A 12,692-nucleotide genomic window follows, 5' to 3' on the forward strand; every position below is an offset into this window, starting at 1 on the left:
AATTATATTAGAGGTAATAAAGATATGAAGATAACAACACTTAAAAATGCTTTTAGAGTCTCTATTTTTACAATTACAGTTAGTTTATTTATATTATTCTATTTTTTCTCCTCTTACATCTATAAAAATATCACGATCACAGAAATTCAAAAAGTCTCTGAATCCTTATCTAAACAAGTCTTTAATTCTATGTACCAAGTTATGAGAAAAGGGTGGAGCAGGGATGATCTCCAAGTGTTTTTAACAGAAACCCAAAACTCTTTTGAAAATAGTAACTATTCGGTAGAGATATATAGAGGGAAAAAAGTTGAAGCTCTTTTTGGAAAAATTGAACAAGGAGAGATGAATAATAACGTTCAAAAAGTTTTTCAAACAAAAGAAAAAATTTTGACTACAGAGAATGATACAACGAAGATAGTTACACCTATTATAGCGAAGCAAGAGTGTATACAGTGTCATATCAATACTCAAGAGGGAGATATCCTGGGTGTAGTTTCTGTAGAGTATGATTTTTCTGAAATTATTGAGAACAGTAAAAATGAACATCTTCTATTTTTTATTCTAATCTTGCCTTTGATGTTTATTGTAGTATATATCTTTTCAAAACTGTTTTTAAACAAGATAAATATCTCGTTAGATGCATTTCAAAAAAAGATACACAATATCAACAGTGTTAAAGATTTTAAAAACCTGAGTATAGTTAAAGATAAAAACACATACAAAGAGTTTGACCAGATACTCGAGGGTTTAGATATATTGAGTAAAAAGCTTAAAGATATTGCCGTAGATAAAGATATACTCGAGTTTGAAGTAAAACTACTTGATAAGATGGTTATCACTTCAGATGTGATCAAGGATTGGAAAGAGTATATAAAAGACCTTTTACACGAGATCAATTTTGTACTCCCTGTATATTGTTTAGTGACAATATTTAAAACAGAAGATGAGCAGTATGAGGTAGAAGTATTTTGGTACGGTAAGCCGGATAAAAAGCTTATGGAGCATCTTAATATAATTGCAAAAGAGATGATTACCGAGTACCATCATTCAGATCATAACGGTTCTAAAATCAATCATAATTTTAGTGAAGAAAATCTTTGTTTGACGGAACTTGCCATTGATGATATTGAGCATGAGGCGAAATCTTTATTACTTGAAACTCCAAAAATTGGTGGTATTGTAGGACTTGGTATACAAGCAAGAATGGAAAAAGACTCAATTCATTCGATCGTTATCGATTCAATTTTAACAACACTTTTAAATTTAGTAGGATCAATTAAAGCGATCAATAAATATACGGAACATTTAGAGTTTTATGCAACAAGAGATCCTTTAACGGGACTCTTTAGTCAAAGGGTATTTAGAGATCTCTTAGAGTATGAAGTAAAAAGGGCAGCAAGACATAAGTATGAGTTTGGGGTCCTTGTAATTGACTGTGATAACTTTAAACCTATAAACGACACATACGGGCATAGTTTCGGTGATGAATTTTTAAAAGCATTTGCAGAGCTTCTTGAAGAGTCAAAACGTGATGAAGATATCTTGTCTCGCTACGGTGGAGATGAGTTTACTTTGATTTTACCGGAGTCTGGAGATCAGGAGACTTTTACAGTAGCAAACAGAATCTTGGAAAATGTTGCCAACTTTGAACTTATTGCACCGGATGGGACACCGACAAGTATGACTGTTTCAATCGGAATCGCGATCTTCCCGGAACACGGAAAACAGCCTAAAGAGCTTTTCGATGTTGCTGATTCTATGATGTATAAGGCAAAATACGAAGGGAAAAACCTTGTTAAATATCCTACTGAGATTGATATTGAAGAGATAGCACAAAAAGCTCAAGATCAGTCGATTGTTGTTTTAGATGCAATCAAACAGAAAAAAATAATTCCACATTTTCAACCGATCATGGATGTTAAAACCAATAAGGTCGCGATCAATGAACTTTTAATGAGAATAGAGGTTGACGATGAAGTGCTTTCAGCGGGTCGCTTTATAGAAACAGCGGAAGCTTTAGGTGTAGTGCATCAAATGGATTACATGGTTATAGAAGCTGCTTTTGAAAAGATCAAAAAGCTTAACTATCAAGGGTTGTTATTTATAAACCTTTCTCCAAAAGCACTGATGATTGGGGAGTTTATCAATAAAATTGTTCTTTTAAGCTCACAATATGAGATCAAAAGAAGTAACATCGTATTTGAAATCACTGAGAGAGAAACGGTTAAGAGCTTTGCATTGCTTGAAAAATTTGTTCAAAATTTAAAACTGGAAGGGTTTAGTTTTGCAATAGATGATTTTGGTTCGGGCTTTTCATCGTTTCACTATATAAAAAGATTTCCGATCGACTATATAAAAATAGACGGTGACTTCATAATCAATATCCATCAAGATAAAAAAGATCTTGCATTTGTGAAATCTATTATCTCTCTTGCTAAAGAGTTGGGAGTAAAAACAGTTGCCGAATATGTGGAAAATGAAGATATCCTGAAATTCTTACAAGAGATAGATGTTGACTATGTTCAAGGATTTTACATAGGCAAGCCATCAGAAAAACTACTAACTATTTAGTAGTCTGACGAGCCTCTTTTCTGATGCTAGTGTTTACTTTTAAATAGTTCTTTTACCTGCTGTAGAAGAACTTTTGGAGATACGTTTTTACTCAGAAGCTTAGATATTGGATAGTCAATATTGTGTGGCTTTATCCCAAGTAAAATAATTTTTGGGGAGACAAGAATATATTTTTTGTAATATTTCAAAAAAATTTCTGCATTTAGGCGTGAAAGCTCATCCTCTATAATTAAAACTTTTATAGTATGCTTCATAGCCCATTTTAGTGCTGATTTTTCATCAATAAATGCTTTAACTTCATATGCAGAACCTAGTTTTTTCAATTCAGATTCGTATTCCATAGCATCTTGTGCTGAGCTTGATACTATCATCACCTGATCTTTATGTAAGGAGACGAGATAATTATAGAGTTTAACAAGTTGTTGGTTATCTTCACTGGTTTTATTGTCATCTAATGAATCAAGATAATATTTTAAATATGTTTTTGTATTTAATTCACCTTCAATATTAGATTGTTGAAAATGGGCTTTTATAGCTTTTGAGCTTTTTGCCTGTTTCCATAGTTGATCATCTAATAAAAAAGCTTGCACATTTAAAAGTTCTAACAAATCAATATGGTGTTGTTTTGCAGCTACACTAAACATATCACTAAATTCTTCTTTATACTCTTGTTCAAAAGTCTGCAAAAGTTGCATATCATGTTTGTATCTTTCATCAATTTCTGCCATCATATGAACAATATCAACATAGGCACCGTTTAAAGACTTTAGTTCATCTTGTAGAAGATCGAACTCTTCTGTTTGAATATTGTCTGAAAGTTCTTGCTTTTTCACTTTCAAAATAGTACCAATTTGCTCTTCACTGCTTCGTAATCGTGAAAGCTTTTCCATCATATCATGAGCACCTTTTGTGATCTTCATATATTCGTCTTGACACGCTAAAAAGACCTCTTGGTAAGCTAAAGCAGGGTATCTTGTTTTTCTTATAAAATCATCGTAAAGACGGCTGGTTAATTTTAGGTCATCACTTAACATTTTGATTTGAGGTGTGATAATATGAATATCAATTTCACTGAGATTATTATATGTTGTCCATAGAAAACGTCTAATTAGAAGATAATTGAGTTTTCCTTTTATTTTTTTATAACTATGTCTATTTATAATATGATTGTTAATAATATTAAAATAATTCTCTACAGCAATTTTGATATTAAGTGTCAATGTAACACTCTCTTCTCTTGGACCATATTCCTCCTCAAGATCATTCAAAAGTTCAATGTCCTCGTCATCTTCAAAATGTTTAGGGTCTGGTTCTTCCGTATTCTCTTCTTGAACGTCTTGCTCTTGGTCATCATTCTCAACAGCATCTTCATTATCTGTAGAATGTTTTTCTTCTACTTGAAGAGTGTCGTTTTCTGGTTTTATAGGAGTTTCATCATTGAGTTTGTCTTGAGAAGTTTCTTGAATGTTTTCTTCTGGAGTTTCATCAACTTCATCTTCTGCAGTTTCTTGAATAGTCTCTTCTGAAGTTTCAGAAATATTTTTTGTAGGCTGAGGTTCTGTTTCTATTTGGGAAGTTTCCTCTGGAACAGTTGCTGTTTCCAGTTGAGTGGTTCCTTCCTCTTCTATATCATCATCTTGTTTTGCAGCAATATTTTTTGCGGTTTCATCTATATAGTCAAATACTACTTCTAATCCTAATGCAGGCATAATCTCAAAGTCATCCCACTCCATTACATTAAATTGGAGCTTTTCTTTTTGAGAAGTTATAATAATACCACTGCCTTCTGTAGCATTAAAAAAAAGTACTTTACCATATTTCTTCATGGAACAATTCTATCTTGATTCTGCTTAAAAGAAACGTTCATTCTTATTTTTGTGTAAGCTTTTTTATTTTACTAACTATTTTATTATAAATATGAAGTTTTTCTAATACTTTTTGTAATATATACCTGTGGACTATACGAGTGATAGGAAAGATAGCTAATAAAATGACAAACATTAATCCTAAAAGAATTATAACGTGCATAGTCCCATCAGGGTCATTAGCAAAAAAGAGATTTTGGGTGTTCATACCAAAAAAACCTACAATAAGGTTGAGCGGTAAAAATATTCCCGAGAGGATTGTAAGTACATAGATGTTGTTATTTATTTTGTCGTTTTTTAAAGAGTTATAGTAGCTATATAAAGTGTCAAGTTTTATAGTATGTAAGTTTGCCAGTCTTTGATAACGCTGTATGTGTTCTAAAATATTAGAGAGGGAATCATCCGGAAAATTTTTATTTTCCGGTTGTTCGCTTTTGTACTCTTTTAAAACGATATCAATCCTTTCTAACATTCTGTCTATTCTAGTTAAGTCTTTTTTGAGATCAAACCACAGATCTAAAAAGATTGCAGGTATTTTACGGGAATACAAAGCATCTTCAAGGTTGTCGATTTCATCTAAATATCTTTTGACAAGTCTTTCCGCTTTTCCTAAATGAATACTTATAGAGTGAAGCATCTCTTCAATGTTATGGTATACCGAAAAACTGTTTGTTGTACGGTTGTATTTACAGATCAATTCATCTTTGATAATGTAGGGGATAGATACACCGCGAAGCTCATCCTCTTCAATTTCAAAAAATCTCACTATAAGAAGAACATAATTATCCGTAGGGAAGTAATAAGACGGATGATCGCTGTTTAATATATCTTTAACATGTAAAGGATCGAGTTGCTCTGTAACTGTTGCAAAATCTAGACTATTTGTTTTCATAGGTCAACCTTTATTAGAGAAAACTTTTTGTTCCCCGTTTATCGTACATATCTTTATATCTAAAAGTGATAAGGTTTTGCATAATAGCAAAGAGAACCATAAAGTTTAAGAAACTACTTCCCCCGTAACTAAACATAGGCAGAGGTACCCCCACAACAGGGGCAAATCCTATCGTCATGGAGATATTAACTCCCATATAGATAAATATCATAAAAGAGATCGCGACGGTAACAACTTTTATGTAGTAGTCTTTATTGAAAACACCGAGACTCAGCAGATGTAAAATGAGTACTACATAGATTAAAATGAGTAAGAGTGCCCCTAAAAATCCTGTTCTCTCAACCACAAAAGCAAAAATAAAGTCACTCGTTGCAATAGGGAGGAATTTCATTTGTGTCTGTGTAGCTTCCTCTTTGTTTTTTCCTGTCCACCCGCCTGAACCGATAGCGATGATCGACTGTTGCACATGGTACGACGGCTTTTCACTTAAAAAGTCTTTGATACGTACTTTTTGGTAATCGTGTAAGCCGTACTTGTAAGCAAGCGGTGAGATTAAAAGGATTGCTGCGGCAATAGTTGCAATTATTTTCCAGTAGATCCCGACAAAAAATAAAACACCGTAACCGATGAGCAGAAGTACTAAGGCAGTTCCAAGATCGGGTTCTTTTACGATTAAAATAAACGGGATGAGGATATAAACACTTATACGTATAAAATCTTTGAGTCGATAACCACCAACCGGAGGAGGGGTTTTGTCGATCAGATATGCAAGCATTAAAATAAGTGCAGGCTTTACAAACTCTGAGGGTTGGATAGTTGCATTTACAAAAGGGATGTCAATCCAACGCTGGGCACCCAGACGAGAGTGCCCAAAAAACTCAACCCCAAGGAGTAAAAGGATATTGAGCCAATAGATAAAAGGGATCACCCATCTCATCTTTCTAATAGGGAGTAAAAAGACACCTAAAGAGGTCATCAGTGCTACACCGACATAGGCAAGTTGTTTCTCTGCAAGTGCAGGAACCGCTTCCCCGATTAGCCAGTTGGACATAATAACGAGGGGTATGATAAGAATTATAGAAAAAAAGTCAAATTGTGATAAAATACTCTTATCAAATCTCCACAAGTTTGTAACTCCAAATAAAATTATTGTGATTGTAACATAAAGGTATATAATGAGAGATGTAAAAGAGTATATTTGTGAAAAATCAGAACGATTAGACACTTTTTTAGCTTCACAAATAGCTCAAACACGTTCACAAATAGCGCAACTGATTAAACAAGAAGTTGTATTTGTAGACGATAAGTTAGTAGCTCGTCCCGGTGTAAAGTTAAAAGCGGGACAAAAAATAAAAGTTGAATTTCCGGAATTGAAAATTGATGAGGTCAATACTAATTTGCTTGAAGAGGTTTCTTGGGCAAAAGATGTAGAAGTTCTTTATGAAGATGAAGATATTATGGTTATCAATAAACCAAGCGGAGTAACGGTCCATCCTGCACCAAGCGTAAAAGAGCCCACTCTGGTTGACTGGTTAAAGTTTAAAGGGATCCGACTCTCTACGATCAGCGGCGAAGAGCGTCACGGTATCGTGCACCGTCTTGATAAAGGGACATCAGGTGCGATGGTGATCGCAAAAACAAACGAAGCACATGAGTTCTTATCTCAGCAACTGCAAGACAAGAGTATGGGAAGATATTATCTTGCTATAATTGCACCACCGTTAAAAGAGGATGTGACTACTGTTGAGTCAAACATCGGTAGAAGCAGTTCAAACCGTCTAAAAATGGCAAGCGGATTAGAACACGGTAAATACGCCAAAACAATGTTTAAACAACTGCTGCTAAGTGATGATGAAAGAATGCAATTAATCGCATGTAAGCTTTTTACTGGAAGAACACACCAGATAAGGGTACACTTAGAGAGTTTGAACAGACATATCGTCGGGGAACACTTGTATGCGCAAAGCCCGAAAATGGAGAAATCGGAACGAATTTTGCTCCATGCGTACATAATATATTTTATACATCCAACAACAAAAGAGCTGCTCTCTTTTGAAGCAAAATATGATGAAAATATGAAAAGTTTTATAGAGAAAAAATTTGATATGGAGAAGGTCAATGAAGTTACTGAACTTGAGTACATTACTGACAGCTTCACTACTGACATTTAGTGCATGTAGTGGTGTGAAACCTAAGGTAGATGAAAAAACTGCCGTTGATGATACACTTCCTGTTATAACACTTACACAAAACGGGATCATCTCAGATATGACAAGTATCGCTTTTGAGTGGAGTAGTATTAAAGACCCGAGAGTAAAAGAGATATATGTCTATAGAACATCTCCAAAGTCTGAAAACAATAAAGAGATGCAATATTATGAGAGTGTAGACAGTCGTTTTAAAACACACTATGTTGACGACGATGTAACTCCTGATACTATCTACTCATACAGTTTTAGAGTTTTAGCAGAGGATACGCAGGGAAGACTTTCTCAAGTTTATAAGATAAATACAAAACCTGTTTTACAATCTGTTGCATGGATACACAGTATTACAGGGCTTCCAAGAAGTGCAAAAATTATTTGGCGTCCCCATTCAAACCAAAGGGTACAAAAGTATATTGTAGAGCGTAAAACACTTGAAGATACAGAATGGGAAACACTTGAGACTATCAATGACAGATTAAGTGCAGAGTTTTTAGATACTGATCTAAAAGATAATTATGTGTATATGTACAGACTCAGAGCAAAAACATATGATGGTATTATCTCAACACCTTCACAAATCGTGAAAGTAGTAACAAAACCTTTACCGAAAACTGTTACAAATATCAGAGTAAGTACAAATCTTCCAAAGCAGATCCAAATTGACTGGGATGCGACGACACAAAAAGATTTTTCAAGATACTATGTGTATAGATCTGCCAGTATAGACGGTAATTATGAACTGATCGCTAAACTTCATAACAATACGTTTACAGATAAGATCGATGAAGACGGCGCACGCTACTTTTATCGTGTAAGTGTTGTTGACAAAGACGGTTTAGAGAGTGAAAACGAAAAGAACAGCATCATGGGGATGACACTTGCAAAACCTGCGGCACCTGCAATTTTTAAAGCAGAAATTGTCGGTTCGGCTATAGAGTTAAACTGGTCAAAAGTTGATCCTAGATCAAGAAGTTATATCATCGTTAAAGAGACGCAAAAAGGTTGGCTTGATACTAAACGTGACGAGTTTAGAGATATTACAGGGACAAAATACAGCGATAACGTTGTAGATGCAGACACTACATACACGTATAGAGTTTACAGTTTAGATGAAAATAAGATTTTATCTGAATCTAGTGAGCCTGTAGTGGTTGTAACTCCGGAATCAACACAGTTTATTGAAGCTCCAAAAGCGCAAAAGGTACAAGAGCAAACGGTTAAAAAACCGGTTGAAGTGAAAACAGATGAAAAGGTGATAGCACCTGCAGAAGATTTAGATATGAACGAGTTATAATGCCACATTTACACATTAAAGAATTTAAACAGATCGATTTACCTCAAGAGATAGACGGGGTGAAATTTAATTTCCTAGCTGATAATGCTACTAGAGATGATGAACAGTTAATCTCGACAACAGTTGATGGTGAGAAGTTCTTTTTACTTGTTAAAGAGGATGAGGACAGAGTCCTTTTAAAAACAGATAAGCTTACACGCCCGGCGTCAATTTCAATCGTACATAAAGCACTTTTAGCGTATGCAAAAGGTGCCAAACTTGATGTACTGGCTTCAAATGTTGTGGAGAGAAAAAATATCCACCTTGAAGAATCAACAGCACTTAAAAAGATAGAGTACTTTGCAAAAGAGTTCCCTAAAGACAGAGAAGTGCGCATTGAGGTTGGTTTTGGTTCAGGGCGTCACTTGCTGCATCAAGCGGCAAATAACCCGGATGTGCTTTTCATCGGGATAGAGATCCACAGACCATCTATTGAACAGGTTTTAAAACAAGCCGTTATTCAAAAGTTAGACAATCTTTTAGTACTCGATTATGATGCAAGACTTTTTCTGGAATTAGTACCTTCAAATCTAGTGGGGGCTGTATATGTTCACTTCCCGGTTCCTTGGGATAAAAAGCCGCACCGCCGTGTGATCTCAACAGCATTTATTGAAGAGTGTAGACGTGCGCTTAAAGTTGGCGGTACATTAGAGCTTCGTACGGACAGTGAAAACTATTATGCTTACTCGTATGAAACATTTATAGCATTTCCAAAAACAACACTGCTTATCAATAAAAACAAAGATATCGCTGTTAGTTCAAAGTATGAAGACAGATGGAAGAAGATGGAGAAAAACATCTACGATGTTATTATGACTAATGACGAAGAGTCTGAACCTCTATCGATCGAGGGTAGTTTTGAGTTTGATGAGGTGAAACTCTCAAATGAGGAACTGATCTCTTTACACGGAACTACAAAAAGATTTGAGAGCGGTTTCATCCATTTTGAAAGAGTGTATAAAACAGATGAGGGTGTGATGCTGCGTACATCAATGGGAAGTTTTGACAGACCTGAACATCTTTATGTGATTGTTCGAGGAACATCTGCCGAGTATTATCCTGAACTCCCTTTACGCTCAAAAGCAAACCTGAGAGCACATCAATATCTAAATGAGGTTTTGAATGGATAAAGTTATAATCGCCGAAAATCTATCTCTGGCTTACTCGAGTGAAGAAACCATTATAAACAAAGCGAATTTTTCTATAGATTCAAGTAGTTTTGTTTTTATAACGGGTGCAAGCGGTAGTGGGAAATCTACACTGCTAAAATCTCTTTACGGTGCGTTAAAACCGAAAGAGGGTTCACTTGTTGTAGGTGGCGTTGAGTTAAGAAACGTATCTAACTCAAAACTTAACTTTCTACGAAAGCATTTAGGGATAGTTTTTCAAGATTATAAACTTGTAAAAGAGTGGACAATTGAAAAAAATATTATGTTGCCGCTGATCATCAACGGTTACGATAAAACGGTAACGCAAAACCAGGTAGACTCTTTACTAAAGCATGTCAGACTGAAACATCAAGCGGGAAAATATCCTCTTGAACTCAGTGGTGGGGAGCAACAACGTGTCGCAATGGCTAGAGCACTGGCACACAACCCGATCCTGATTTTAGCGGATGAGCCGACGGGGAATCTTGACGATTACTCCTCTCAACTGATCTGGAACCTTTTAGAGGGTGCAAATGAGCAATTAAAAACGACGGTTATTGTCGTAACGCACCACATACCGGAAAATCTGAAAGTGAATTATAAACATTATCATATTGAGTTTGGAGATATCCGTGAAGTCCTTTAAAAATCATATATCTTTAGTATTAGCTTTGCTTGGAATCCTTTTTGCCTTGCAGGTTTTTATGGTTGTTGAGCGTTCTATTGATAGTTATAAAGTAAATTTAGCAAACAATTACTCTTTAGTAGTAGTGAGTGAGAAATCTTTAGAGACAAAACAACTTCAATCGATCAATCCATTAATTGCTAAAATGGAGACTTTATCTCCTGATAACATCATTAAAAAACTAAATACCGGCATCAATAAAACGAACTTAGAGCTTTTAAAGTTAACATTGCCAAAGTTTTATAAAGTAAGCCTGCAACACTATCCAAGTCCCTCAGAACTTAAAACACTTACTCGAGAACTGTTGAAAAATAATTACATTACAAAAGTTGAAACTTTTGAAAAGACACACGACACTACATACAGACTTCTTTTACTGTTTAAAAATGTAATAACTGTTTTTGCTTTTACTGTTATAGTCGTAACGCTTCTTTTAATCTCTAAAGAGTTAAGAATATGGCAATTTAAACACAATGAACGTATGAGCATTATGGGATTGTTCGGAGCACCATCTTGGCTTCGTTCAGCTGTACTTTTTCGTCTTGCCATAGTGGACGCTTTGATCGCATCATTTTTAGCTTTTATACTGTTTGCATATATCAGTACATTACCGATGATTGCACAAGAGTTTGAGCATATTGGGATTAGTATAGTACTTTTTGATTATACGTATGACTTTTTACTTATGCTTGGAGTATCTATCTCTGTCGCTATTTTATTGGCCTCATTTGTTATGTTAGGTCATAAAGAAGAGGTATAATGATCAAAATATTTTTCTCTTTAGTTTTACTATTTGGTTTTGTTTACGGTGCAAATAATATTGATACAAAAATAAAAAGTACGAGTAAAAAACTTCATAGTTACAGTCAAGATTATTCTAAGATCAATAAAAAAATGGCACAAACGGCTAAGGCGATTTTAGAACAAAAAAAAGAGCTCTCAAAACAGGAAAAATATTTAGAAGAACTTAAAAAAGAGTTAGAGTCTAAAGCAACTAGCTATAAAGACAGCCGCGTTCAGCTTGATGAGCTCAGAGCAAAACAGATAGAACTAAAGAAAAAGCAAAATAAACTTGAGCAGGAACTTGTTTTTGTTATAGCACAAAGTGTCTCTTTATCGATCGTTTTAGAAGAGGATTTTAAAAGTGATGCAGACTCTTTGATCGAGCTGGAAGTGCTTGGTTCTATGTTGGAATCCTCAAGAAAAAAAGCGAAAGAGTTAAGTGAAAAGTTTTTGGCTAACTCTGAAGATATAGATTCTTTACGTCAGCATGCGACAACTTTAGAAAGTTCAATCAAAGAGATCGACGATAAACGTAAAAACGTATTGGTAACGCAAGAGGAAAATAAGAAGGCTCTAAAAAAACTGGAAATTGCAAAAGCATCTTATAAAAAAGAGCTGGAAAGCTTACTAAAAAGACAGAATGCTTTAAAAGATACACTTTCACATCTAAATATTATTAAAATCGATCAGCAGAAAAAAGCTCAAGAGGAAAAAGAGCGTAAAGCTGCTTTAGCGAAAAAAGAGATATATGTTGAGGATAAAAACCTGCCGACAGTAAAAAAACACGGCAGCTCTTATCAGGCAATGAAAACGATTAAGTATCGAGGAGCTAAAACTATAGCCCCATTAAACGGATACACGATTACGAAAAATTACGGGACTTACACAGACCCGATTTACGGAATAAAAATCTTCAACGAGTCAATCTCTTTAAAACCGAAAAAACCGGATGCAAAAGTAAGAACAGTCTTTAACGGTAAAGTTATATATGCAGATAAAACTGCGGTTCTTGACAATATTGTTATTGTTGAACATGACCATGGTTTACACACGATTTATGCAAACTTATCACAGATTGCTCCAAATATCAAAGTTGGTAATAAAATTAAAAAAGGGTATACAATCGGAAGGGTAAAAGATGAACTTATCTTTGAAGTTACCCAAAAAACATCCCATATCAACCCTATAAGATTATTTAGGTAGATTTG

General features: G+C 34.7%; 10 protein-coding genes. 7 read left to right on the plus strand and 3 right to left on the minus strand.

Annotation, left to right across the window (positions count from 1 at the left end):
- Positions 1-24: 24 nt before the first annotated feature.
- Entirely contained in the window at positions 25-2,571 is a 2,547-nt protein-coding gene (locus QWY88_RS01135) for a putative bifunctional diguanylate cyclase/phosphodiesterase (protein ID WP_304543176.1), read from the plus strand.
- 26 nt (positions 2,572-2,597) lie between these two features.
- Here QWY88_RS01135 and QWY88_RS01140 read toward each other — a convergent pair whose 3' ends face one another.
- Genes QWY88_RS01140 through QWY88_RS01150 form a run of 3 tightly spaced genes read right to left on the minus strand, consistent with a single transcriptional unit; the run spans position 2,598 to position 6,454 of the window.
- Positions 2,598-4,397 carry a hypothetical protein gene (locus QWY88_RS01140; protein ID WP_304543178.1) on the minus strand — a complete coding sequence of 600 codons (1,800 nt, stop codon included), beginning with the start codon at positions 4,395-4,397 and terminating at the stop codon, positions 2,598-2,600.
- 43 nt (positions 4,398-4,440) lie between these two features.
- Positions 4,441-5,328: a magnesium transporter CorA family protein gene (locus QWY88_RS01145; RefSeq protein ID WP_304543180.1), complete on the minus strand. Its 888-nt coding sequence runs from the start codon at positions 5,326-5,328 to the stop codon at positions 4,441-4,443.
- Positions 5,329-5,341: 13 nt separating this feature from the next.
- On the minus strand, positions 5,342-6,454 hold the full coding sequence (locus tag QWY88_RS01150) for an FtsW/RodA/SpoVE family cell cycle protein (protein ID WP_304543182.1): 1,113 nt from the start codon (positions 6,452-6,454) through the stop codon (positions 5,342-5,344).
- A gap of 49 nt (positions 6,455-6,503) precedes the next feature.
- Here QWY88_RS01150 and QWY88_RS01155 point away from each other — a divergent pair, with 49 nt between their 5' ends.
- The 6 genes from QWY88_RS01155 to QWY88_RS01180 are packed head-to-tail and all read left to right on the plus strand — an operon-like array spanning position 6,504 to position 12,687.
- A complete protein-coding gene (locus QWY88_RS01155; protein WP_304543184.1) occupies positions 6,504-7,499 on the plus strand; it encodes an RluA family pseudouridine synthase in 996 nt (331 codons plus the stop codon).
- Entirely contained in the window at positions 7,447-8,829 is a 1,383-nt protein-coding gene (locus QWY88_RS01160) for a fibronectin type III domain-containing protein (RefSeq protein WP_304543186.1), read from the plus strand. Before QWY88_RS01155 ends, QWY88_RS01160 begins: the two co-directional genes overlap by 53 nt.
- On the plus strand, positions 8,829-9,998 hold the full coding sequence (gene trmB, locus QWY88_RS01165; RefSeq protein WP_304543188.1) for a tRNA (guanosine(46)-N7)-methyltransferase TrmB: 1,170 nt from the start codon (positions 8,829-8,831) through the stop codon (positions 9,996-9,998). Before QWY88_RS01160 ends, trmB begins: the two co-directional genes overlap by 1 nt.
- Positions 9,991-10,662 (plus strand): cell division ATP-binding protein FtsE, encoded by a 672-nt coding sequence (locus tag QWY88_RS01170; protein ID WP_304543190.1) that lies wholly within the window; start codon positions 9,991-9,993, stop codon positions 10,660-10,662. The genes trmB and QWY88_RS01170 overlap by 8 nt, the downstream gene beginning before the upstream one ends.
- The gene (locus QWY88_RS01175) at positions 10,649-11,461 is read left to right on the plus strand and encodes an ABC transporter permease (RefSeq protein ID WP_304543193.1); all 813 of its coding nucleotides are present in this window, start codon (positions 10,649-10,651) and stop codon (positions 11,459-11,461) included. Before QWY88_RS01170 ends, QWY88_RS01175 begins: the two co-directional genes overlap by 14 nt.
- Positions 11,461-12,687 carry a murein hydrolase activator EnvC family protein gene (locus tag QWY88_RS01180; protein WP_304543195.1) on the plus strand — a complete coding sequence of 409 codons (1,227 nt, stop codon included), beginning with the start codon at positions 11,461-11,463 and terminating at the stop codon, positions 12,685-12,687. Before QWY88_RS01175 ends, QWY88_RS01180 begins: the two co-directional genes overlap by 1 nt.
- The last annotated feature ends 5 nt before the right edge of the window (positions 12,688-12,692 follow it).

The sequence above is a fragment of the Sulfurimonas sp. hsl 1-7 genome, assembly GCF_030577135.1.
GTDB classification, from domain to species: domain Bacteria; phylum Campylobacterota; class Campylobacteria; order Campylobacterales; family Sulfurimonadaceae; genus Sulfurimonas; species Sulfurimonas microaerophilus.

Coding starts and splice junctions, on each gene's coding strand:
- QWY88_RS01135 (WP_304543176.1), top strand. CDS start 25: ATGAAGATAACAACACTTAAAAATGCTTTTAGAGTCTCTATTTTTACA.
- QWY88_RS01140 (WP_304543178.1), bottom strand. CDS start 4,397: ATGAAGAAATATGGTAAAGTACTTTTTTTTAATGCTACAGAAGGCAGT.
- QWY88_RS01145 (WP_304543180.1), bottom strand. CDS start 5,328: ATGAAAACAAATAGTCTAGATTTTGCAACAGTTACAGAGCAACTCGAT.
- QWY88_RS01155 (WP_304543184.1), top strand. CDS start 6,504: ATGAGAGATGTAAAAGAGTATATTTGTGAAAAATCAGAACGATTAGAC.
- QWY88_RS01160 (WP_304543186.1), top strand. CDS start 7,447: ATGAAGTTACTGAACTTGAGTACATTACTGACAGCTTCACTACTGACA.
- trmB (WP_304543188.1), top strand. CDS start 8,829: ATGCCACATTTACACATTAAAGAATTTAAACAGATCGATTTACCTCAA.
- QWY88_RS01170 (WP_304543190.1), top strand. CDS start 9,991: ATGGATAAAGTTATAATCGCCGAAAATCTATCTCTGGCTTACTCGAGT.
- QWY88_RS01180 (WP_304543195.1), top strand. CDS start 11,461: ATGATCAAAATATTTTTCTCTTTAGTTTTACTATTTGGTTTTGTTTAC.